We start from the raw sequence: 22,662 nt of genomic DNA on the forward strand, positions 1-22,662 counted from the left end.
GGAGCAGACGTGTCCGAGCGACCGGGCTGGTGGATCTACCAGGGAACGGGCATCCCGCACGACGGCATCGACCGGCTGCCCGAACCGCCGCCATGGCGGCTGTTCGACGAGCACGCCACCCCGGTCGCCCCCCGGGTCGAGGAGACTCCGACCGACGTCCGACGCGGCCGGAACTACCGGCCCGACCGGGAGACCGTCGAACTGGTCAACGCGGCCATCTACCTGCGCCGCCCGCTGCTGGTCACCGGACGCCCCGGCACCGGGAAGTCCACCCTGGCCTCGGCCGTCGCGCACGAATTGCAGCTGGGCCGGCCACTGCGGTGGAACATCACCAGCCGGGTCAGCGTCAAGGACGGCCTCTACCAGTACGATCCGCTGGCCCGGCTCTACCAGGCGAAGCAGGACGGGGGCACGACCGGGGACGACGCGAGTGAGGACGTCGGTCGCTTCATCCGCCTGGGCCCTCTCGGCACCGCCTTGCTGCCGGCGGACCGCCCCCGCGTGCTCCTGATCGACGAAATCGACAAGGGCGACCTGGACCTACCGAACGACCTGCTCACCGTCTTCGAGGACGGCTCGTACGAGATCCCGGAGCTGGTGCGGCAGGCGGACCGGTCCGCCGACGCTCGGGTGATGACCGCGGACAGCACGGTCCGGGTTCCCATACACCACGGTCAGGTACGCTGCCGGACCTTCCCGATCATCGTGATGACCAGCAACGGCGAGCGGGATTTCCCGCCCGCGTTCCTCCGCCGCTGCATCCAGGCGACCCTGCCCGAACCCGACGCCGACAAGCTGACCCGGATCGTCGACGCCCACCTCGCCGAGCTGGCCCCGAGCAGCGGGGAGCTGATCCGGGCCTTTCTCGCCCGCCGCGACGAGGGCGGCCTCGCGACGGACCAGCTGCTCAACGCGATCTACCTGACCGACCAGGCGGGACGGTCCGCCGGGGTCGACCGGGACCAGCTCGCCGAGAAGGTCATGGCCCATCTGGCCCACCGGCCCGATGACGATTGACCGGCTCCATCGGGCGATCACCGCGGGCGGTGGGGACCCCACCGCCCGGGACCTCGCGGAGGCGCTCTGGCTGAGCCTTCACCTGGGTGCCGGGGCACCCGCCCCGGCACCCCCCGACCCCACGGACGACCCGCAGGACGTGGCGCCCGCCTCGGTCGAGCCCGATCCGCCGGTGACCGCCGGGCCACCGGAGCCGCCACCCCCGGACCCACCCCCACCCCGGACCGTGTCCAACCGACTGTACGTGCCGCCGGCATCACCCGGCAGCGTACGGGCCGACGAGATCGCGGTGCCGCGGTCGGCCGCGCTGTCCGACCGCCTGGGCCTCCAGCGGGCGCTGCGCCCGCTGATGCGGCGGGTGCCGTCCCCGCGGGAGCGGGTCCTCGACGAGGAGGCGACCGTCCGCGCTGTCGCCGAGCATGTGCTGGCCGACCGGCCCTGGCCCGCGGTCATGGTGCCGGCGACCGAACGGTGGCTGGAACTGGCGGTGGTGGTGGACACCACGGCGTCGATGACCCTGTGGCGGGAGCTGGCCACGGAGGTCGTGGACACTCTCTCCGGCTCGGCGGCCTTCCGCCGAGTCGCCCGTTGGCGCCTCGACCGAGACGGCGCCGGCCGGGCGGCACTGTCGACCTGGCGCGACGAAGCGCGTCCCGGGCCCGAGCTGGTGGACCCGAGCGGCCGGCGGGTTGTCCTCGTCGTCAGTGACTGCGTCGACCCGATCTGGCGCACCGGTGCCGCCGGCGCCCTGCTGCACCGGTGGGCGCGGCACGGGCCGGTGGCCATCCTCCAGCCGCTGCCCGAGAGGATGTGGTCACGCACTGGCGCCCCGACAGTGGCGGGCCTGCTCAGCGCGCCCCGACCCGGCTCGCCCAACACCGACCTCAGGTTCGACGCGTTCGACGGATCACCGGCGCCGCGGGGCACGATTGTGCCGGTCCTCGAGATCGACGCCCAGTGGGTCGGCCGCTGGACCCGGCTCGTGGCCGGGGCTCCGGCGGTCACCGGGGCCGTCACCGCGGTCACCGATGCGCGGCCGACCACCGCTCCCGTCCGGCGCGGCCAGTCACCCGAGCCGCCGCAGCGGGTCCGGCAGTTCCGCGCCTCGGCGTCCCCCGATGCCTTCCAGCTCGCCGCCTACGTCGCGATGAGCGAGCCGGTGCTGCCCGTCATCCGCTACATCCAGCAGGCCATGTTCCACCGGTCCACGCCGTCCCAGCTCGCCGAGGTCGTCCTCAGCGGGCTGCTGCGGGTGGTCGAGGCGCGCACCGGCCGGTACGAGTTCGTCGACGGGGTGCGGCCGCTGCTGCTGGACGCCCTGACCCGCCCGCAACTGTTTCGCGCTGGGGAACTGCTGGAACAGCTTTCCCGCACGGTCCAGGCCCGGCTGGGCGTGGCCCGGGACCACTTCACCGCGCTCACACCCGGCCCCGGCCGTCCCGGCGTCGCCGCCGACAGCCGCCCCTTCGCTGTCATCAACCGCACCGGCCTGGCCCGACTCGACCGGGTGGGTGCTCTCCCGGCGGACACCTCCACCGGGCCGCCGGACGACACGCGCGCGCAGGCCGGGCCCGACGACCAGGACGGGACACCCGGCGGACCCGGCGACGACGAGACCGAGGGCCCGGTCGCGGCGAGCGCCGCTCCGGCGGACCTGCTCTCGCCGTGGCGACGGGTGGTGCGCTGCACCGGTCGCCGGCGGGAGCTGGCCGAGCTGCGACGGTGGCTGGACGCACCGGGCCCGTCGTTGCGGGTGCTGACCGGTGGGCCGGGCGTCGGCAAGACCCGGCTGGTGGCCGAGCTGCTCGCCACCGAGCTCGCCGGGACCGACGAGGAGCTTCACCTCACCCTCCCGCTGGCCACGGGGGGCGAGCTAGTCGTGATCGACCGGGCCGAGACCCGCCCGGGCGCGGTGCGACGTGAGCTGGCCCGGGCCGCCCGGGGGGAGGAGGTCCGACTGCTGCTCGTCGCGCGCTCCACGGGCGACTGGTGGCAGGAACTGCGCCGCACCGGCCCGACGGACCTGGTCCACGGCGCGACGATTGACCGGCTGGCGCCACCCTGGCCGGCCGGCGAGGAACGGCAGGCCGCGCTGCGCGATGCCCTGACCGACCTCGCTGCAGCGCTGGACACGCTCGCCGGCACGCGACGCTGGCGCCCGCACGCGGAACGGATGCGGCTGCCGGACGTGGGCGACGACCGGTACGCCGCACCGATCTCGCTGCACCTGACCGCCCTGCGCATGCTCGTGCGCACCTTCCGGGGACCGGCGCCGGTGACCGCGCAACGCCTGCTGGTACGGCACCTGGCGCGGGAACGCCGGTACTGGGAGGCGACCGCGGTCGCCGCGCAGATCTCGTACGCCCGTCCGGGGGAACTCGACGAGTACGTTGCCGCCGCCACGCTCTATGGCGCCGACAACGCCCGCGACGCCCACGAGGTGATCGCCCGGCTACGGCTGGACGAGACCGCCGACCGGCAAACCCTGCACCGGGTGGCGAACTGGCTGCACGAGCTCTACCCCGATGGCGACAGCCGATACTGGGCACCGCTCAACCCGGAGGATCTCCGCTCCGAGATCGTGGTACCCGCGGTCCTGGCCCACCCCGAGCTGGTCACCGACATCCTCGCGGATCGTCCGGCCGACCAGCTGCGGCGGGCGATGAGGCTGCTGGGCCCCGGCTGCCACCGGGAGCCGCGACTGGCCGAGACGATCTGGACGGTGGTGCGGGACCGGCCGCCACTGCTGCTCGCCCTGCTCGAACAGACCCGGTCCCGCACCGCCGTGCCGCCGCCCCCGCTGGTGGAGCGGCTGCGCCGGCTGGTGACCGACCCCGGCACCCCGGAACCCGTGCTGCGCGCGGTCGCCGACGGGATGCCCGACCCGGGGGTCCTCTTCGCCGACCAGCCGGTATCCGTCTCGGAACGACTCGTCGCCGGCCTGCGCCGGCTGGCTGGACGGGACCGCTATTTGCCGGTGCTGGCGGAGGCGTTGGCCCGGCACCGGGCCCGGCTGCTGCACGACGGGATATCCGTCGACGTGACGGACGTCCTCGCCGAGGAGGTCGAGCTGCGGACGCGCATCGCGGAGCGCGCCGCGCCGCAGTCCGTCGAGCGCCTCGGGCGGCGGCTGGCCGGCACGCTGGACGCACAGGCCGAGCACCTGTCCCGGATCGGCCTCGCGGTGCAGGCGCTCAGTGCCGGCAACCGCGCGGTGGCGCAGTACCAGCGGCTGCTGCCCGGCACCGAAGGCGACCTGCGCGCGCCGCTGTGCGCCGCCGAGATCCGCCGGGCCCGGCTGCTGGACGACCTCGGCCGCACCCACGAGGGGTTCGAGGCCGCCCACGCCGCCGTGGCGCACGGCCGTGACCTCTCGGCGACGCGAGCACCCGGCGGCGCGGCCCTGCTGAATGACGCTCTCGGCACGCTGGCCGCGCTGCACCGGCGTCACGGTGACTCGGCCGCCGCCCTGACCGCCGAGAACCAGTGCGTCCGCCACTACCGGGATCTGCACGCCGCCGACCCGGCCCGCCACGCCGTGGCGTTGGGTCGGGCCCTGCTCCGGCAGGCCTTGGACCTCGACGACCTCGGCACCACAGAGCAGGCGCTGGCCAACAGCGAGGAGACGTTGCATCTGGTCCGCGACGCCGCGACGGCACCCACGGTCGAACTGGCGACCGCCCACCACTGTCAGGCGTTGTTCCTGCGGCGCCTCGGCCGGCAGGACGACGCCGCGGTCGCGCTGCGCGAGGTGGTCGCCCTGCACCGCCGCCTGGCGACCGCCGCCCCTTCCCGGTACGGCGGTGACCTGGCCGAGGTGCTGCGCCAGCAGGCGCGGATGCTCGCCGAGACCGGTCCGGTGGAGGCGGCGATCGAGGCGCAGACCGAAGCCACCGACGTGCTGGCCCGGCTGTTCCGGGAGGACCCCACCGACGGTGCCTTGCGCGGCCGGCTCGTTGCCGCGCACCGAGACCTCGCCGAACTCTGGGAACGGGTCGGTGACCGGACGTCGGCCGAGCGCCACCGGGTCCGGGCCCGGCTGCTGCGCGAGGCGGCGGGCCACCCCACTGGGCGGACCTAACCGAGCATCGTCCACACCGTCCAGCAGGTCTCCGACACCGCCGCGACCCAACGCTGCACCTCCTGCGGCAGTCCGTACCACACCGACCAGGCGGCCAGCCCGATCACCGCGGCACCGGTCAGGCTGAGCACCACCAGCCGCCACGCCCGGTAGGAGGGGGGCAGGTCAGCGGAGCGCACGGGCCACCTCCCCCCGGACGGCGCGTTCGCCGCGCAACAGCCACCGCAGCGGCTCCACCGCCGCGGGCACGTCTCGGCCGGCGAGGAAGAATCCCACCTGGGCGAAATCGCGGACAGCCGCGGTCACCAGGTGGTCCAGACCCAGCGCCTCAAGCCACCGCCGGACCTCGTCCGGTGCCGGCCCCGGCACCCCGCCCGCCGGCAGTGAGCGGAACCCGTCGGCCTTGGACACGACGACGGCCAGCCGGCACCGGCCGGTGTCCACGCCCCGGTACCGCAGGCCCACCACCACCGCCTCGTACGCCTCGAGCGGATCGGACGCGAGCCGCACTCCGGCCGGCGCACCCGCGTCGGCCGCGTCCCCGCGGGCGCCGTGGCCGGCGGGCGGGTCAAGGACGAAGAGGAAGTGCCGCGTCTCGTGCAGGTATGCGTACGACCGGCAGAGCACGGGGTCGAGCAGCCCACGGCCCGGCGCGTCGAAGAGTTGGAGCCGTTGGTTCGCGCCATGGGTCAGGACGGTCGCGGTGACCACCTCCGGCCGCAGTGGATCCCGGCCGCGGCCCCGCCGGCTGATCGAGCAGCGGTCCGGCGGGAAGAGCGCAACAAGGCCGGTGACCAGAGACTCGACCAGGGTGCTCTTGCCCGCGCCGACCGCGCCGAACAGGGCGACGCGGACCTCGCTGCTCCGGCCGCTGCCTGCGGCGAGGCGCGCCCCGCACTTGGGGCAGGACGCGGCGAGTTGGGCACCGGCCGACGCCAGTCGCACCGGCAGGACACATCCGCAGCCGCACCGCCGCCGCCAGAGTCCCCGCAGGCCGGGACGGAGCATCCGGTGCCGATCGGCGCCCGCCGGTGCGTCCGCCCCGTGTTCACCCGGGCACCGGTACTCGGGCAGCTCGACAAGGAAGTAGCAGTGCGGGCAGCACAGGTCCGTGCCGCGCCGGGTACGCCCCCAGTCGTCGGCCAGTCGCAACACACCGGTCGAGACGACAGCGAACAGCCAGGCCACCGCCACGACCGTGACGACGACCGCGCCGAGCAGGACCAGCGCGGCCACCACACCGACGGTGAGCCCGGCCAGTCCGGCGACCGGCAGCGCGAGCAGCGGCCAGCCGATCAGCACCGTCCAGGTGCGGGACCGGGCGGCGTACGGGCTCTCGGGGTCGACGTGCGGGTCCACGAAGCGCAGGTGGTAGCGCGGCAGTCTGGGCAGCGCCCGCCAGCCGCGGGACCAAAGGCCGGCTAGCCGGTCGCGGCAGCGCTCCGAGACGTGTCGCAGGTCGTAGCCGGCCTGCCGGTGGGCGTAGTGGATCCAGGCGTAGTCCTGCCGGTACGCCCCGGACCGTCCCCGCCGCGCACCGGTGAATTCGTCACGCGGGGTCCGTACGCGGGGCACCCCGGCCAGCCCGGCGAGGACGAACGTCGCCTCGGCCAGTCCCATCACCAGCCCGGCCAGGCATCCGGCGAGGAGGGCGCACAGGGCCAGCGGCCCGACCGTCACTCCGGCCAGCACGTAACCGGCCAGCGCCAGCACGACGAGCAGGACCAACAGGAGCACGCCAGGGTTCACGGATCACCGTCCGTCCGGGCGCAGGCGGCGGAACACGCCCCGCCGGGTCGTCCGCACCAGCGTCTCCCAGCGCGTCGACCACATCGGGCCCACGCCCTGGACCTGCATCGTCATCTCGTCCAGTCGCTTCTGCGAGCAGCGCGCCACCACGACGCGGACCTGCCGGTCGAGATCGGCGTGCGTACCGGTCTGGATCATCGCGGCCATCTCCGCCGACTGCCGCTCGACGTTGACCAGAACGAAGGCCAGCGCCACGTGGGCCGGCCGGGAGTTGTTCCTCAGTTCGGCGCGCAGCTTGCGGGCGCACGCCTCGGTGAGCCGGGGGACGTGCGTGAGCACGGTGAAGGCGGCGGCGGCCACCGGGGCGGCGACGAGGGCGTCGCAGAGCTGTGGCAGCCGCGCGTCCACCAGCGGCGGCGGCAGCCGCACCGACGCCAGATTCAACATCCCGAGGTCGGGCCGGACGGCCCTCACCTGGTCGAGCACGGCGGCCAGCGCCAGGTGCGCGTCGACGGCCCGCCCCACCTCGGGCGGCACTATCCAGAGCCCGTGGTCCACCAGCACCCGCACCGCCTCCACAAACTCGGGATCCGAGCGGTAGCCCAGCACGGTGGCGCCGAGATCGGCGAAGATCCGCGGGTCCAGTGGGGTGCCGGGCGGCAGCGTCCGGCACAGCATCTGGGCCTCGGCCAGACTGATCGGCCGCCCGGTCCAGATCACCGCAGCGGTGCGGTTCAACATCGCTACCTGGTGCGGCGCCTCCAGCGCGGTGTGCAGGCACTGGTCGATGAGGTCGTACTGTTGCGGTGGCGGCAGGTGTCGCAGAGCCGCGGACACCACCGCGGCGTCCAGGGGCTCGTCCAGGCGCATCGGCTCGCGCAGCAAGACGTCCCACCACTGGTCGCCCAACGCGTCGGCGATCAACGGCTCCGCCGCCAGCCGCCGGCCCAACTCCTGCCGCAACAGCCGCAGGATCTCGTCCGCGCCAGCCCACGCCTGCGGCTGGTAGGGACGCTCGGGATGGTCGGCCCAATCCAAAACGAACTGCTGCACCGCGAGTCGCAGGTCGCCGACCGGGGGGAGCAGCCGGAACCGCGCGCACAGCCGCAGCAGCAAGTCGAACCGCGCGGGGGACGCCGTACGAAGGGCATCGGTAACCGCATCGAGCGCCCGACCGTCGTCCTCCCCCGTCCAGCCGTCCGGCGGGGGCGGTGCCGGCTCGGGCAGCACCCGGCCCGTCGCCGTCGCCTCCCGCCGCTCCGCGTCGATGAGGGCCGCGCGGACGGCAACCGCGCGATTTGTGGACATGACCGCCCGGCTGGCCCGGTCGAGTTCGCGCAGCACGGCCACCGGCCACTGGTCGGCGGCCTCCACGAGCAGGTCCACGATGCCGCCGCCGTACCGGCGCACAAGCGACGGAGGTCCGTCGCGCAGCCAGGTGACCAGTTGTCCGGCCTCCTCCCGCCCGGGGCGGCGACGCAGGATCGCGGCCAGCGCGACGCCCGTGCCGGCCTCGCCCGGCAGCCCTGAGGCCGCCGCCACCTCCACCGCGTCGACCACGTCCAACGGGTCCTCGTTGAGGAACAGGTCAGTCCACCTCCGGGCGGCGGCGGTCTCGACGATCGGCGTCCACGCGTGCCGTACCAGGTCGACCACCACGTAGCCCTGGTCGTTGTCGAGGCTGGCCGCCGGGCCGGCCCAATCGGGATGCACGGCGAGGATCCGCTGCGACGCGTACGCCGGGTCGAGAGTGAAGACCTTGAACCCGGTACGCAGCGCCACCCGCTGCGGCAGCAGCAGCGTCACCGCGGTCACCCAGCGCATCACCTCCGTCGGCTCCCGCGCCACGAAGAGGATCCGCCGCCCGGACTCGGCCTGGTCCAGCAGGGTCGACAGCAGGACGGTGAGCAGGATGTCACCGTTCGGGGCCGAACGGACGAACCCCTGGGCTTCCGCCGCGCCGAAGGAGCCCGGCTGCCAGCCCGCTTCCAGCGGCGGGCAGCGGAGTCCGGCCGCCGGTTCGGTGGTCCAAAAGGGCGCCTCGAACAGCTGGGCCGGCCGTACCAGCCCGTAGGAGGTGGGGTCGCCGGTCACGATGGCGTGGGTGAGGTGGTTGCCCTCCCGCCCGCCGACGCTCTCCCGCCCCAGGTAGACGCCGGCCGAGGTGGCCAGCAGCCCGTCCCAGACGTGCGCGAAAGAAACCGGGTACGCACTGACCGGCCGCCGCTCACGCATCCAGCGTGGGGGCGGCTCATAGAGGAGGCTGCGTTGCACCACCGCCTCCGCGCCGTCGTCCGCCCGGGCGGAGCGGGACTGGAACTGCAGCCCGGGTGTGCCGAGCAGCCCCTGGCCCTCCCGGCAGTCGGTGTAGATGAGGGTGTCGAACCGGCCGGTCATTCAATCCTGCCGGGGTACGACGCCGAAGCGGTTGAGGCTGAGCAGCCAGAGCAATGGCTCGTCCACCCGGTACGGGCGCACGCCGCCGGGTTCGACGAGGGCGTTGTCGTAGTCGGGGGGCGCGCCCAGGGCGGAGACGCAGAAGTAGCGGAAGGTGCGGTAGTTCTGTCGCAGGTGCTGCTCGATGTCGTCGCCCCGCCAACTGCGCAGCAACGCGGCGACCTGTTCGTGGGTAGCCCGGCCCAGTCGCTCGTCGTACCCGGGCACCGGGCGCGGCTCCTGGCGCAGCGGATGGTCGCGGCCCAGCAGGTCGAAGAAGGCGTCCATCTTCGCGAACGCGACCGCGACGGGCTTGCTGATCCGATCGCCCCCGCCCACCCCGGTGCTCGCCCGCAGGCTCTGGGTGAGCCGGTCGACCACCGCCATGGTCTCCTCGGTGGAGCGGATCGCGGACGGCGGCAGCCGCAGCCGCTCCCGCGCCTCGGGGAGCATGAACGGGTCGAGCAGCAGGATCAGCCCGTCCGCGGCGCCGATGTAGGCCAGGTCGTACGCGCCGCTGAGAGTGCCGACGTCCTCCCCCGCGGTGTCGTGGAAGGACAGGTAGCTGGTGCGGTAGGAGGTACGGCGGCCCCAGCGCCGACGTTCGCCCCGCCACTCGAATACCAGCGGCTCGCCGCGACGTTCCCGGTTCGGCGGGGTGGGGTCCGGCAGCCGGTGCTCGGTGAACATCAACTCTACGTTCTGGGTGAGCCACGTCGAGGACGACTCCTGCCCACCCTGCCGGTCGCCGGTCATCCGGATGTCCGCCCCGAAGCGGCGGCGCAGTTCGGAGGAGCGCAGCTCCCGGGCGAGCACGGTCAGGTAGACCGACTTGCCGGTGCCCTTGCCGCCGAACATCGCGATCATCGGGCTGGAGGAGTGCCCGAAGTTCGGCGGCAACGGGGTGTGGCACTGCGGGCAGGCGCGGACCCCGGTACGGCCGCCGCAGTCGGGACACCAGGCGAGCCGTACCGGCCGGAGCCGTTGGTTGCGGGGTGGCGCGAAGGTGGGCAGCACCGCCGCGTTGAAGCCGGCCAGCCGCCTGCGGCGCTCGTCGACGCGCCGACTGCATCCGTCCCGGTCGGCGTCCCCCCGGCCGAGGCACTGGAACCACAGCGCGGCGCCGTCGATGCGCTGGTAGCAGAACGGGCATGCCACCTTGGTCATTCAGGTCACCTTCATCGACTCGACGGCGGGCAGGGCGACCACGGTCGGGACCGGGCCGCGGACGAAACACCGGATCCAGTACGGGTGGCCGCGTCTCGGCAGCGCCGGCACGATCACCTCCAGGTCGTGCGGCTCACCGGCGCGCAGGTCCAGCGGGCCGCTCTCGGCCAGCACCGTGCCCTGCTCGGCGTCCTCCGGCAGGGTGGGTTCCGAGCCGAGCACCACCGTCACCGTGACGCCGGTCAGCTCGGCGTCCGCCCGGATCCGCACGGTGAGCCGCCGCCGCACGTACCACAGCGGCTGGCGGTTCAGCGTGTACGAGACGGCCACCGGCCGCGGCGGCAGCACGACCTCGCGCGCCGCCGACCGCGCCTCGTCACCGACGACGTCGGACACCACGGTCACCCGGGCGACGGTGGGCCGGGTGACGGCCGGGATCCGGAAGCCGTTCCCGCTCGCGTACGCCGACCGGCTCACCTCGTGCCGGCTGGTCGCGTCCGGCGTGGCCCATTCGACGACGGCGTACCGGGCGCCGTGGGGCCAGATCCAAGTGACGACGACGTCGTCGCCTCGCCGTTCGGCCAACAGCCGGCGGACCGGATCGGCGATGCCGAGCGCGACGAACCGGCCCATCGTGACCCGCTCGCGGTCGATCAGGAACGGCACGTAGAGGTGATAGCCGACCGGAACCTCCGCGATGAGCCGCACCTCGCCGTCACTCTCCTCCCGGCTGCCGGTCAGTTCCGCACCGAAGGCCTCCATCTCGGCGCGCGACAGCGGGGTTTCGGCCCTCCAGCGCGGCGGCGTGGCGCAGCGGCGGATCCGGACCTGCGCGGGGCCGGCATCGCGCCAGGACACCCGTACCCGACATTGGTCGCCCCGGGCTCCCAGCGCCGTCACGGTCAGTTCGGGAACGAACTCCGGAGAATCCGTCGCCCGCTGTCCGGAGGCGGCGGCGCCCGCTGTCGCGGCTGCGCCGGTGTCGCCCCGTTCCGCGCCGGCCGTCCGGACAGGTGGAGCCGATGCGGCGGCGTCGGCCGGGCGGTCCAGCCGCGCCAGGATGAACGCGCGCGCCTCGGCTCGCCACGACGGGTCCACCGGGCGCTCCCCGCCCCACACCGACGTCTGGTCCGGCGCCCGTTCCGTCGGCGTCGTCGTACGCGCCGCCGACACCTCGTCGCGGATCCGGTTCCGCACCTGTCGGGGCGAGGTGCCGGGGGGCGCGGCGCCGTGCTCCTGCCACCAGGCAGGGTCGTTCATGAGGTCACCGGCTGTGCGGATCAGTTCCTCGTCCGCGCGGATCAGCAGTCGGCAGATCTCGGCCCGGCTGTCCGGCCCGACTGCGCGGTCCTGCCAGAACCGGCGGACGACGGCAAGGTGCTGGACGAGGTCCTGTGCCGTCCAGCCGGGTTCCACCGCGTAGCGGGCGGCGAGGTTGCCGGGTGGGAGACGCCCGTGCTGGCCCCGCAGCGGCTTGATGACCTCGCGGTCGTAGCGCTCGGCGTCGAACGCCATCGGCTCAGCCCATGCTCGACCGGCGTGGACGGAAGCCCTCGGGTATGCGGCCACTGTCCATATCCGACCCCCCTGCCGTCCCTGTCGGCAGTAAGATCATCACAATCGCGAGGCTGATCACAAGTAAGTGTCGGCGGCTGGACAGATCCGGCGTAGAAACAGTTCCGCCCCCGGCCTCGGCCGGGGGCGGAACGAGAGTCGGTGTGCAGGTCGCCTCTCGGCGAGTAGCGCGACGCGGCTCCAGCCGAACGGTATTCCGCGAAGGCAATTTAGGTGAGGCCCGGGGACACTGGACACACCGACCCTCTGCACAACGGTACTGGCTCGCTCGTTCTTCCGCCGGGTTCCGGTGACGCCGGTCACCGGAGACGCCGCTGGCCGGCACCCCAGGTTCGGGGTGCCGGCCAGCTTGCTCGGCTCAGCTGTTCCAGTACTGCGCGACGATGTCGGCGGCCTGCTGCTCCCACTGCGCGTACGCGTCCGGGTACGCCGACACCTGCACGGTCTGGGCGGCCTCGGTCAGCGGCATGGTCTCCCAGCCGTCGACCTGCTTCAGACCCTTCAGGAAGGCGAGGGTCGAGTACTCGGGGTCGGTGATCTGCTCCGGCGTGCCCCAACCACTGGACGGGCGCTGCTGGAACAGGCCCAGCGAGTCGTGGTCGTTCTGGTCACCCAGATGGCCCAGGTTCTCCAGCTTCGACTCCTGCAGGCTCGTGGCGATCGAGATGACCGCCGCCCGCTCGGGCAGGCCGGCCTTCTTCGTCGCCGCGATGATCGCCTTGGCGTTCGCCACCTGCTCGTCGCTCAGGTCGACGTGCGACTGGGCGCCCTGCACACCGTGCGGGATCAGCTTCGCGGTGTCCGGCCGGTCCGCCTGCACCACCGCGGCCTCCGACAGACCCGCCGACGGGGCCACCTCGTGGTGGTTCAGCGGACCGGCAGCCAGACCACCGGCAACCGCCAGGCCAGCAACACCCAGCACACTCTTCCGCAGCATCGTGTTCATGGGAAAGCTCCATTCGGGGGTCGGCGCGCAAGGCCGATGGGGGTCGGCCGCGCGCAAGCACCGTCAGGCGCTCAAAACGTCATGTCGGGGGATCGTCCGGCCCGCGGGGCAGAGCCACGTCGCGGCGCCGGGACCATGTACAACGACCGCCGGCCCACCCACATTCCAGGCCCGGGGCACCCGCCCTGGCGGGCCGCCCTCCTCGGTCGCGCACCCGGATACAACGACCCCCACCCACCCGCCATTCCGCCGCCGGGGTGCCGCCGGTCACCGCCGATCCGGACAACCACCCCAGGCGGCGCGGGACGGCGCGGACCGCGGATCCGGTCGACTCGGGGGTCCGGTGGCCGGCCGTGGCAGGTCAGGGCGATGGGAAAACGCCGGACAGGGGTTACCCTGACACCATGTCGGCCACCAGCACCGCGTACCTCGCCCGTCCCGGGCGACCCGCCGTGGTGGCGCGCACCCTCGGCGAGCTCGCCGGCCCCACCCGGGGCATCGTGGAGCTGCCGGTGCGCCTGATGTGGAGCAGCGAGCGCGCCTTCGACCTGGGCGACCCCGACGACCTGCTCTGGATGTACGAGAACGTGCTGCGCGAGACGAGCCGCGTCGAGGATCTGCGCGAGCTGATCCACGGGGGCACGCTGCGCCGGGTGTGGCCGATGTTGAACCTGCCCCGGGGCGTACGCCTCGCGTGGGAGAGCCGGCACCGGGGCCTGCGCGCCGCGTGACCCACCTGCACGACTTCTACCGGGAGGTGGCCCGGGTGGCCCTCGCGGCCGCCGGCCCGCACCGGTTCGTGCTGGGCGGCGGGGTGGCCTGGGCGGCGCACGGCCTGGTCACCCGCCCGACGGAGGACGTGGACCTGTTCGCCGACGTGGAGGGCGCGGCCGCCGCGGCGGCGGCCGGGGTGCGGGCCGCCCTGGAACGGGCCGGCTACCGGGTGGCCGACGCCGATCCGGACAGCGAGCTGGGCGAGCTGTTCGACGGCTACGACCGGGACCTGCGGGACTTCGTGGTGAGCCGGGACGGCCGGCAGATCCGGCTCAGCCTGGCCCGGCTCGACCGGTACCGCAGCCCGGTGGTGATGGACCTGGGGCCGGTGATGGACGTCCGGGACCTCATCGCCAACAAGACCGCCGCGCTGGTCAACCGCCGGGAGGTCCGCGACTACATCGACGTGTCGGCGGCGCTGGACCGGTACGCGGTGGCGGAGCTGCTGGAGCTGGCCCGGCAGGTCGACCCCGCGCTGGAGGACGACGACGTCCGGGCGGCCGGGCGCTACCTGGACCGGGTGCCGGACCGCCGGTTCGCCCGCTACGGCCTGGACCCCGACCAGGTCGCCGAGGTCCGCCGCCGGATGGCCGCCTGGCCGCGCTGACCGCACAGGCCGTCGGTGTTACGCCGCGAGGCCCCGTGGCGCTGCTGGTGTGAGATACCTCTGGGCGATGTGGCGTCTGTGACAGCTGGTCGTTATGGTGCGCAACGGCGCCCACGAGGCGCGTCCACCCCCATGGAAGGGCACCTCATGACCTCCTCCTCCGGCGCCTCGCGCCGCCAGGTGCTGGCCGTCGCCGCCGCCGCCGCGACCGCCCCCCTGATCGCCGGCGCTCCCGCCGAGGCCAAGCCGAAGCCGCCGAAGACCTGGGACCTGACCGTCCTCGGCACCTCGGACACCCACGGCAACGTCTACAACTGGGACTACTACCGGGACGCCGAGTTCGACGACAGCAAGCACAACGACGTCGGCGTCGCGAAGCTGGCCACCCTGGTCAACCAGATCCGCGCGGAGCGCAAGGGTAAGGCGACCCTCGTGCTGGACGCCGGCGACACCATCCAGGGCACCCCGCTGGCCACCTACTACGCCAAGCAGGAGCCGATCACCAGCACCGGTGAGACGCATCCGATGGCCAACGCCATGAACGTGCTGAACTACGACGCCGTCACGCTGGGCAACCACGAGTTCAACTACGGCCTGCCGCTGCTCGCCACCTGGATCGGCCAGCTCGGCTTCCCCGCCCTGGCGGCGAACGCGATCAACGAGAAGACCGGCAAGCCGGCCTTCCTGCCGTACGTGATCAAGGAGGTCGACCTCGGCGGGCACGACGCGCCGGCGCTGAAGGTCGGCATCCTCGGCCTCACCAACCCGGGCGTGGCCATCTGGGACAAGGGCAACGTCGAGGGCAAGCTGGTCTTCGCCGACATGGTGGCCACCGCCGCCACCTGGGTGCCGGTGATGCGCGAGCGCGGCGCCGACCTGGTCATCATCTCCGCCCACGGCGGCGACAGCGGCACCTCCAGCTACGGCCCGGAGCTGCCGAACGAGAACCCCGTCGCGCTGATCGCCGAGCAGGTCCCGGGCATCGACGCGATCCTCTTCGGCCACGCCCACAACGAGGTGCCGGAGAAGTTCGTCACCAACACGGCCACCGGTGCGCAGGTGCTCACCTCCGAGCCGTCGAAGTGGGGCCAGCGGCTCACCCGGATGGACTTCACCCTGACCCGGGAGAAGGGCCGCTGGAAGGTCGTCGGCAAGGGCTCGACCATGTTGAACACCAACACCGTGGTCGAGGACCCGGCGGTGCTCGCGGCCGTCCGGGGCCAGCACACCAAGACCGTCGGGTACGTCAACCAGGTCGTGGCGCAGTCGGAGGTGGAGCTGTCCACCGTCGAGTCGCGGTACAAGGACACCCCGATCCTGGACTTCATCAACCACGTCCAGGCCGAGGTCGTCACCGCGGCCCTGGCCGGCACCGCGTACGCGAACCTGCCGGTGCTGTCCCAGGCGTCGCCGTTCAGCCGGACCGCCGTGTTCCCCGCCGGGGACGTGCGGATCCGCGACGTCGCCGGGCTGTACGTCTTCGACAACACCCTCGAGGCGGTCGTCATGACCGGCGCCGAGGTGAAGGCGTACCTGGAGTACTCGGCGAAGTACTTCGTCACCGTCCCGGTGGGCGCCGCGGTCAACCCGGAGACGATCAGCGACCCGAACGTCCCGGACTACAACTACGACGTGATCTCCGGCCTCGACTACGACATCGACATCTCGAAGCCGGTCGGCCAGCGGATCACCCGCCTGGTCCTGCCGGGCACCGACACCCCGGTCGCCGCGGACGCCCAGTTCGTCGTGGCGGTCAACAACTACCGGCGCAGCGGTGGCGGCAACTTCCCGGGCATCGTGAAGACCCAGGTCTACAACCAGCAGCAGGAGATCCGCCAGTTGCTCATCGACTGGGCGCAGGCCAAGGGCGTCATCCGCCCGGCCGACTTCTCCGTGCCGAACTGGAAGCTGGTCCGCGAGGGCGTGCCGGTCTTCTGATCCGTACCGGTCACGACGGGCCCCGGGTGTCGCACCGGGGCCCGTCGGCGTCACCGGCCGGTCAGCCGCCCCCGGCCCGCAGGTCCCACTCGTGCTGACCACCGGTCGGGTCGGGCCGGTCCCGGCGCGGCTCGGTCTCGCTCTCGGTCGACTCCAACCGCTCCTCCGGGCGCACCCCGGGCGGCAGCTCGCCGAAGCGGACGTGCCGCAGGAACGCGTACTCCTCGTCGGTGAACGACTCACGCGGTTCGCTCATGACCGCATTGTCCGCCCGCCCGTCCCCCCGCCGCATCAACCGATCCGGCCCGGGTAAGCCGCCCCGACGACCCGTCCGGCGACGAGGTGGAGGGCGACCATGCGCGCGGTACGGATGACCGCACCCGGAGTGCTGGAGCAGGTGGAGGTGCCGACGCCGACCGCCGGGCCGGGCGAGGTGCTGCTGCGCGTCGGCGCGGTCGGCGCCTGCCACTCCGACCTGCACATCCTCGACGCGCCGGCCGGGGTCTTCCCGATCCCGATGACGCTCGGGCACGAGATCGCCGGCACCGTCGACCAGGTCGGCCCCGGCGTCACCGGGTGGTCCGCCGGGGACCGGGCGGCGATCTACGGGATCATCGGGTGCGGCCGCTGCCGGGCCTGCCTGCGGGGCGCGGAGAACCAGTGCCGGGTGGTGCCGGTCGGCGGCGTCGGGCTCAGCCGCGACGGAGGGCTGGCCGACCAGGTGGTGGTGCCCGCCTCCCGGCTGCTGCCCGTCGGGGACCTGGACCTGACCCAGGCGGCGCCGCTCACCGACGCCGGGCTGACCCCGTACCACGCCGTCGAGCTGGCCCGGGACCGGCTGCGTCCCGGCACCTCCTGCGTGGTGATCGGCATCGGCGGGCTGGGGCACATGGCCGTGCAGATCCTGGCCGCCACCACCGCGGTGCGGATCATCGCGGTGGACACCAGCGTCGCGGCCCTGGACCTGGCCGGGCGGATGGGAGCGCACGACCTCGTGCAGGCCGGCCCGGACGGCGTGGACCGGATCCGGGCGCTGGTGGGCCCGCCGCCGGACGGCGCGGACGTGGTGCTCGACTTCGTCGGCGCGGACCCCACCGTCACCACCGCCCGGCAGGTGGTCGCCACCGGCGGCCAGATCCTGCTGGTCGGCCTGGCCGGCGGCACCCTGCCGGTGCGGCCGGTCGCCGACGAGCCGCCGACCGTCCCGCTGGAGACGGTGGTCGAGGTGCCGTTCTGGGGCACGCGGGCGGAGCTGCAGGAGGTGATCGCGCTGGCCCGGACCGGGCACCTGCGGGCCGACGTGCAGACGTTCCCGCTGGCGGACGCTCCCGAGGCGTACGAGCTGCTGCGCCGCGGGGAGATCCACGGCCGCGCGGTCGTCGTGCCCTGACTACCGCGCGTGCTCCGCGGCGTCCGGCTGCCGCGGCGGCAGCCGGTCCAGCAGGGCCAGGCCGGCCCGCACCGGGCGGCGGGCCAGCACCCGCGCGAAGCTGGCCTGCCCCTGGCAGAACCGGACGAACATCCGCCAGCCCGGCGGGGTCGCCAGCAGGGCGTGGAACACGTCCGGCCGCCGCGTGAAGACCTCCAGGAGGCGGTGCCCGGCCCGCATCTCCGGCACCAGCCCGCGGTGGACCTCCCGCTCGTAGGTGTCGAGGTCGCCGCCGGCCACCGCCTCGCCGGCCAGCCGGCCCGACCGCAGGGCGAAGCTGATGCCCTCCCGGCTCCACGGCTCCAGCAGGCCCGCCGCGTCGCCGGCGACGAGGACCCGGCCGCGGCGCAGCGGCGAGTCCTCCGCCCGGCACCGGGTCAGGTGCCCCGAGTCGTGCTCCGGGGTGAGCCCGGCCAGGCCCAGGCGGGCCACGAAGTCGCGCAGGTAGGCGCGGGTGCGGTCACCCTCGCCCCGGGCGGCGATGACGCCGACGGTGAGCCGGTCGCCCTTCGGGAAGACCCAGGCGTACGAGCCGGGGACCGGCCCCCAGTCGATGAGCACCCGCCCCCGCCAGCGGTCCGCCTCGGCGGGTGGGACCGGCAGCTCCAGCTCCAGCCCGAGGTCGACCTGCCGCCACGTCACCCCGACGTGCCGGGCCGTCACGCCCGACGAGCCGTCGGCCCCGATCACGGCGTGGGCGCGTACCGTGTCGCCGTCGGCCAGCCGCAGGCGTACCTCGTCGGGGTCCTGCTCGACGGCGCGGACCGCGACGCCCTCGCGGACCTCGACCCCGGCGGCGACCGCGGCGGCGCGCAGCCGGTCGTCGAACTCCTCCCGGCGGACCATGGCCACCAGCGGCGCGGAGTGCCGGCGGGTGAAGCCGCGTCGCCCGTCCCGGGTGAACGTGATCCGGTCGACGCGGTCGTGCGCGGGCACCTCGATCCGGTCGGCGATCTCGGTCAGCGACGTGCCGATGAGGCCCCCGCCGCAGGTCTTGTACCGGGGATGGGTGGCCCGCTCGACCACCAGGGTGCGGACGCCGGCCCGGGCCGCCGCGTACGCGGCGGAGAGGCCGGCGGGGCCGCCACCGACCACGACGAGGTCCCAGATGATCACGGGAGCAGCCTAGGCCACGGCGCCGACCGCCCGCCCGGCGCGCGCCGGCCCCGACCCCCCGATCGGGTGGGCATCATCGGACGCCGCCCGGGTAACCGCCCGGCGCAGACCGCCCGCCGGTCGGGCGGTCCACGCCGAGGAGGGAAGCGATGCAGCAGGTACGGCTGTCTGCCATCGAGGAACGGGTGTACCAGGCGGTGACCGCGCTCGAGGTGCGGGGCCACGTCCCCTACCCGGACCTGATCGCCCAGGAATCCGGTATGACCGAGGAGGAGCTCCGCGAGCCACTGCACCTGCTCACCGAGCGGGGGCTGCTGCACCGGGAGGACTCCCCGATGGCCGGCCTGGACTTCGGGCCGCGGTGGTGCGCACGCCAGCCGACGTGACATCGTCGTTTGCCCCACCGGGGGCCGGGTAGCGATCGGGAATGCATGATCGGCGGTCTTCGGGAGGCACGATGAGCACGGAACGGTCGTCGGCGCCGGTGGACACCGGCGGATCTGACGACCGGCGCCGCTGGAAAGCACTCAGCGTCGGCCTGGTCGCGGCGTTCATGACCCTGCTCGACGTCAGCATCGTGAACGTCGCCGTGCCGTCGATCGACCGGGCGCTCCACGCCACACCCAGCGATCTGCAGTGGGTGCTCTCCGGCTACGCGCTGACCTTCGGTCTGGTGCTGGTGCCGGCCGGGCGTTTCGGGGACGCCCGCGGCCGGCGTACCGCGTTCGTGGTCGGGGTGGCGCTGTTCACCGTGACCAGCGCGCTGGCCGGCCTGGCCCGCTCGCCGGAGTGGCTGGTCGTCGCCCGGCTGGTCCAGGGCGCCGCCGCCGGCGTGGTCAACCCCCAGGTGAGCGGCATGATCCAGCAGTTGTTCCGGGGCGCCGAGCGGGGCCGGGCATTCGGCCTGCTCGGCGCCACCATCGGCATCTCCACCGCGGTCGGCCCGCTGCTCGGCGGGCTGCTCATCCAGCTCGGCGGCGAGGAGCACGGCTGGCGCTGGGTGTTCTTCGTGAACATCCCGGTCGGCATCCTCGCCGTGGTGCTCGGCTGGCGACTCATCCCGGCCCGCCCGGCCGGCCAGCCGGACCGGCACCGCCTGGACCCGGTCGGCGTGGTGCTGCTCGGCGTCGGGGTCACCATGGTGCTGCTGCCGCTCGTCGAGCGGGAGCAGTGGCGCGGCCCCGGCAAGTGGGCGCTGATCCCCGCCGGGCTGCTCTTCCTGGCCGGCTTCGCCCTGTGGGAACTGTGGTACGGCCGGCACCGGCCGCCCCTGTTCGACCTGCGGCTGTTCCGGATGCGCTCGTACAGCCTGGGCTCGCTCATCGGCCTGGTCTACTTCGCCGGGTTCACCGCGATCTTCTTCATCTTCACGCTCTACCTGCAGGTCGGGCTCGGCTACAGCGCGCTCGTCGCCGGCCTGGCGATCACCCCGTTCGCGCTCGGCGCGGCGGCCGCCTCCGCGGTGGGCGGCCGGGTCGTCACCCGGTACGGCCGACCGCTGGTCGCCGCCGGCCTGCTGGTGGTGATCCTCGGCCTGCTCGCCACCGTGTGGGTGCTGCGGGACGAGCCCCGGCACTCGGTGCCGCTGCTGCTCGCCGTGCCGTTCCTGCTCGCCGGGCTCGGCAGCGGCCTGGTCATCGCGCCGAACCAGACCCTGACCCTCTCCGAGGTGCCGGTGCCGCAGGCCGGCAGCGGCGCCGGCATGCTGCAGACCGGGCAACGCATCGGCTCGGCGGCCGGCATCGCCGCGGTCGGCGCGCTGTTCTTCTCCACGCTGGCCGACAGCCGGGGCGACTTCACCGTCGCCTACCGGCACTCCCTGCTGCTGGCCGTCGCGATCATCGCGCTGGCGCTGGTGGCCGCGCTGGTCGACGTCGTCGCCGGCCGGGGCCACTCCGACTCGTCCTCCTGACCCGCGCGACCGGGGACGGCCGGTCCGCGCCGGCCCCGCCGTGCCGCCCCGGCTCGAATTGAGAACCGGCGCAGAACAGCTTGCGAATTCGCCGTCCCAAGGGGTGCGTCGGAGACGTAGACGGCGGTAGATACATGGGTCATGACGAACACCCTCGACCGTCGTACCCTCCTGCGCCTCGCCGGCGCCTCCGCCGGCACCGCCGTACTGGCCGGCACCACCCTCGCCGGACCCTCCCCCGCGGGCGCGGCCACCGCCGCGTTCCGGCACGGCGTCGCCTCCGGTGACCCGCTGCCGGACGGGATCCTGCTGTGGACCCGGGTCACCCCGACCCCCGACGCCCTGCCCGGCTCCGGCCCGGACGTGGAGGTGACCTGGCAGGTGGCCACCGACCCCGACTTCCGGTCTCCGGTGGCCGCCGGCACGCTCACCACCGGTCCGGCCCGGGACCACACGGTGAAGATCGCCGCCTCCGGCCTGGCCCCCGCCACCACCTACTGGTACCGCTTCGGCCACGCCGGCGCCTGGTCGCCCACCGGCCGGACGATGACCGCCCCGCCGGCGGACGCCGCCGTCGACCGGCTGCGGATCGGCGTGGTGTCCTGCGCGAACTGGGAGGCCGGCTACTTCGCCGCCTACCGGCGGCTGGCCGACCGGGGGGACCTCAACCTCGTCGTCCACCTCGGCGACTACATCTACGAGTACGGGACCGGCGAGTTCGCTGCCGCCGGCCGGGTGGTCCGGCCGACGCAGCCGGCGCACGAGGTGCTCACCCTGGCCGACTACCGGATCCGGCACGCGCTCTACAAGACCGACCCCGACCTGCAGGCGCTGCACGCCGCCGTGCCCTGGGTGATCACCTGGGACGACCACGAGGTGGCCAACGACGAGTGGTCCGGCGGCGCGGAGAACCACACGCCGGGCGCCGAGGGCCCGTTCGCCGACCGGCTGGCCGCCGCCCGGCAGGCGTACCTGGAGTGGATGCCCGTGCGGATCGGCGCGGACGGGGCGATCTACCGGCGGTTCCGGTTCGGCCGGCTCGCGGAGCTGTCCATGCTGGACCTCCGCTCTTACCGGTCGGCGCAGGCGTCCGGCGACGACGTCGACGACCCGGACCGGACGATCACCGGCGACGCGCAGATGGCCTGGCTGAAGGCGGGGCTCGCCGGCTCCGCCGCCCGCTGGAAGCTGGTCGGCAACCCGGTGATGATGGCCCGGCTGGACGTCGGGGCGTTGCCGTCCTGGCTGCTCGGCCCGCTCGGGAAGCTGCTCGGCATCCCGGAGAACGGCGCGGTGCTCAACGCCGACCAGTGGGACGGCTACAACGCCGACCGCAACGAACTGGTCAACCACCTGCGGGCCACCGGCACCCGCGACGTGGTCTTCCTGACCGGAGACATCCACACCTCGTGGGCCAACGAGGTCACCACCCGGACCACACTGTTCGAGCCGGCCGCCGCGGAGTTCGTCGTCCCGTCGGTGACCAGCGACAACGTCGACGACTTCCTCAGGCTGCCGGCCGGCAACCCGCTGAGCCGGCTCGGCGCGGGGCTCCTCCGCTCCACGAACCCGCACGTGCGCTGGGCCGAGCTGGACGGGCACGGGTACGGGGTGCTCGACGTGACCCCGCAGCGCTGCCGGATGGACTGGTATCACCTCACCGACCGGACCAGCGCCACCAGCGGCAGCCGGTGGGTGGCGGGCTGGTCGGTGGGGACGGGCTCGTCCCGCCTGCGCGCCGAGAGCGCCCCGGTGTGAAGACGCCGCTGGCCGGCACCCCCGTGTTTCGGGGTGCCGGCCAGCGTTCGTTTGCTGGGTGTCAGCTGTTCCAGTGCTGGTGGACGATGTCGGTGGCCTGCTGCTCCCACTGGGCGTAGGCGTCCGGGTAGGCCGACACCTGCACGGTCTGCGCGGC

General features: G+C 73.8%; 17 protein-coding genes. 9 read left to right on the forward strand and 8 right to left on the reverse strand.

All coding sequences use genetic code 11. The annotated features are described in order from the left end of the window. The first annotated feature begins 9 nt into the window (after positions 1-9). The gene (locus NFX44_RS15615) at positions 10-1,017 is read left to right on the forward strand and encodes a MoxR family ATPase (protein WP_262284264.1); all 1,008 of its coding nucleotides are present in this window, start codon (positions 10-12) and stop codon (positions 1,015-1,017) included. Next, a complete protein-coding gene (locus NFX44_RS15620; RefSeq protein ID WP_262284265.1) occupies positions 1,007-5,098 on the forward strand; it encodes an SAV_2336 N-terminal domain-related protein in 4,092 nt (1,363 codons plus the stop codon). The genes NFX44_RS15615 and NFX44_RS15620 overlap by 11 nt, the downstream gene beginning before the upstream one ends. On the opposite strand, the gene NFX44_RS15625 is transcribed toward NFX44_RS15620, so the two are convergent. The 6 genes from NFX44_RS15625 to NFX44_RS15650 all read right to left on the reverse strand — a co-directional run bounded on the left by NFX44_RS15625 (position 5,095) and on the right by NFX44_RS15650 (position 12,971). Continuing rightward, complete coding sequence (locus NFX44_RS15625; protein ID WP_262284266.1) at positions 5,095-5,277, reverse strand: hypothetical protein; 183 nt, start codon at positions 5,275-5,277, stop codon at positions 5,095-5,097. The genes NFX44_RS15620 and NFX44_RS15625 overlap by 4 nt on opposite strands. Further along, positions 5,264-6,835: a GTPase domain-containing protein gene (locus NFX44_RS15630; RefSeq protein WP_262284267.1), complete on the reverse strand. Its 1,572-nt coding sequence runs from the start codon at positions 6,833-6,835 to the stop codon at positions 5,264-5,266. The genes NFX44_RS15625 and NFX44_RS15630 overlap by 14 nt, the downstream gene beginning before the upstream one ends. Before the next feature lie 15 nt (positions 6,836-6,850). Next, on the reverse strand, positions 6,851-9,244 hold the full coding sequence (locus NFX44_RS15635; RefSeq protein WP_262284268.1) for a GTPase-associated protein 1-related protein: 2,394 nt from the start codon (positions 9,242-9,244) through the stop codon (positions 6,851-6,853). Further along, entirely contained in the window at positions 9,245-10,450 is a 1,206-nt protein-coding gene (locus tag NFX44_RS15640; protein WP_262284269.1) for a zinc ribbon domain-containing protein, read from the reverse strand. Further along, complete coding sequence (locus NFX44_RS15645) at positions 10,451-11,965, reverse strand: DinB family protein (protein ID WP_262284270.1); 1,515 nt, start codon at positions 11,963-11,965, stop codon at positions 10,451-10,453. Between the two features lie 418 nt (positions 11,966-12,383). After that, the gene (locus NFX44_RS15650) at positions 12,384-12,971 is read right to left on the reverse strand and encodes a hypothetical protein (RefSeq protein WP_262284271.1); all 588 of its coding nucleotides are present in this window, start codon (positions 12,969-12,971) and stop codon (positions 12,384-12,386) included. A gap of 404 nt (positions 12,972-13,375) precedes the next feature. On the opposite strand from NFX44_RS15650, the gene NFX44_RS15655 reads away from it, so the two are divergent. The 3 genes from NFX44_RS15655 to NFX44_RS15665 all read left to right on the forward strand — a co-directional run bounded on the left by NFX44_RS15655 (position 13,376) and on the right by NFX44_RS15665 (position 16,290). Next, positions 13,376-13,702 (forward strand): hypothetical protein, encoded by a 327-nt coding sequence (locus NFX44_RS15655; RefSeq protein ID WP_262284272.1) that lies wholly within the window; start codon positions 13,376-13,378, stop codon positions 13,700-13,702. Beyond that, positions 13,699-14,352: a nucleotidyl transferase AbiEii/AbiGii toxin family protein gene (locus NFX44_RS15660; protein ID WP_262284273.1), complete on the forward strand. Its 654-nt coding sequence runs from the start codon at positions 13,699-13,701 to the stop codon at positions 14,350-14,352. Before NFX44_RS15655 ends, NFX44_RS15660 begins: the two co-directional genes overlap by 4 nt. Positions 14,353-14,499: 147 nt before the next feature. Further along, on the forward strand, positions 14,500-16,290 hold the full coding sequence (locus NFX44_RS15665) for a bifunctional UDP-sugar hydrolase/5'-nucleotidase (protein ID WP_262284274.1): 1,791 nt from the start codon (positions 14,500-14,502) through the stop codon (positions 16,288-16,290). A 61-nt stretch (positions 16,291-16,351) separates the two neighbouring features. Here the strand turns inward: NFX44_RS15665 and NFX44_RS15670 are convergent, their stop codons facing one another. Next, the gene (locus NFX44_RS15670; RefSeq protein WP_262284275.1) at positions 16,352-16,546 is read right to left on the reverse strand and encodes a hypothetical protein; all 195 of its coding nucleotides are present in this window, start codon (positions 16,544-16,546) and stop codon (positions 16,352-16,354) included. Positions 16,547-16,660: 114 nt separating this feature from the next. Between NFX44_RS15670 and NFX44_RS15675 the strand changes: the two genes are divergently transcribed. Next, on the forward strand, positions 16,661-17,680 hold the full coding sequence (locus NFX44_RS15675; RefSeq protein WP_262284276.1) for an NAD(P)-dependent alcohol dehydrogenase: 1,020 nt from the start codon (positions 16,661-16,663) through the stop codon (positions 17,678-17,680). Here the strand turns inward: NFX44_RS15675 and NFX44_RS15680 are convergent, their stop codons facing one another. Further along, positions 17,681-18,835 (reverse strand): geranylgeranyl reductase family protein, encoded by a 1,155-nt coding sequence (locus NFX44_RS15680; RefSeq protein WP_262284277.1) that lies wholly within the window; start codon positions 18,833-18,835, stop codon positions 17,681-17,683. A 149-nt stretch (positions 18,836-18,984) separates the two neighbouring features. Here NFX44_RS15680 and NFX44_RS15685 point away from each other — a divergent pair, with 149 nt between their 5' ends. The 3 genes from NFX44_RS15685 (at position 18,985) to NFX44_RS15695 (ending at position 22,505) form a co-directional block, all read left to right on the forward strand. Further along, the gene (locus tag NFX44_RS15685; RefSeq protein ID WP_262284278.1) at positions 18,985-19,221 is read left to right on the forward strand and encodes a hypothetical protein; all 237 of its coding nucleotides are present in this window, start codon (positions 18,985-18,987) and stop codon (positions 19,219-19,221) included. A gap of 71 nt (positions 19,222-19,292) precedes the next feature. After that, positions 19,293-20,747, forward strand: a complete 1,455-nt coding sequence (locus NFX44_RS15690; protein ID WP_262284279.1) for an MFS transporter — start codon at positions 19,293-19,295, stop codon at positions 20,745-20,747. 141 nt (positions 20,748-20,888) lie between these two features. Then, positions 20,889-22,505 (forward strand): alkaline phosphatase, encoded by a 1,617-nt coding sequence (locus NFX44_RS15695; RefSeq protein WP_262284280.1) that lies wholly within the window; start codon positions 20,889-20,891, stop codon positions 22,503-22,505. Positions 22,506-22,662 lie beyond the last annotated feature (157 nt).

The organism is Micromonospora sp. MA102, from assembly GCF_025460765.1.
GTDB classification, from domain to species: domain Bacteria; phylum Actinomycetota; class Actinomycetes; order Mycobacteriales; family Micromonosporaceae; genus Micromonospora; species Micromonospora halotolerans.

Bases quoted from the DNA above. Each gene is read 5' to 3' on its own strand.
- NFX44_RS15620 (WP_262284265.1), top strand. From the start codon at position 1,007: ATGACGATTGACCGGCTCCATCGGGCGATCACCGCGGGCGGTGGGGAC.
- NFX44_RS15635 (WP_262284268.1), bottom strand. From the start codon at position 9,244: ATGACCGGCCGGTTCGACACCCTCATCTACACCGACTGCCGGGAGGGC.
- NFX44_RS15640 (WP_262284269.1), bottom strand. From the start codon at position 10,450: ATGACCAAGGTGGCATGCCCGTTCTGCTACCAGCGCATCGACGGCGCC.
- NFX44_RS15645 (WP_262284270.1), bottom strand. From the start codon at position 11,965: ATGGCGTTCGACGCCGAGCGCTACGACCGCGAGGTCATCAAGCCGCTG.
- NFX44_RS15650 (WP_262284271.1), bottom strand. From the start codon at position 12,971: ATGAACACGATGCTGCGGAAGAGTGTGCTGGGTGTTGCTGGCCTGGCG.
- NFX44_RS15655 (WP_262284272.1), top strand. From the start codon at position 13,376: ATGTCGGCCACCAGCACCGCGTACCTCGCCCGTCCCGGGCGACCCGCC.
- NFX44_RS15665 (WP_262284274.1), top strand. From the start codon at position 14,500: ATGACCTCCTCCTCCGGCGCCTCGCGCCGCCAGGTGCTGGCCGTCGCC.
- NFX44_RS15670 (WP_262284275.1), bottom strand. From the start codon at position 16,546: ATGAGCGAACCGCGTGAGTCGTTCACCGACGAGGAGTACGCGTTCCTG.
- NFX44_RS15675 (WP_262284276.1), top strand. From the start codon at position 16,661: ATGACCGCACCCGGAGTGCTGGAGCAGGTGGAGGTGCCGACGCCGACC.
- NFX44_RS15685 (WP_262284278.1), top strand. From the start codon at position 18,985: ATGCAGCAGGTACGGCTGTCTGCCATCGAGGAACGGGTGTACCAGGCG.
- NFX44_RS15690 (WP_262284279.1), top strand. From the start codon at position 19,293: ATGAGCACGGAACGGTCGTCGGCGCCGGTGGACACCGGCGGATCTGAC.
- NFX44_RS15695 (WP_262284280.1), top strand. From the start codon at position 20,889: ATGACGAACACCCTCGACCGTCGTACCCTCCTGCGCCTCGCCGGCGCC.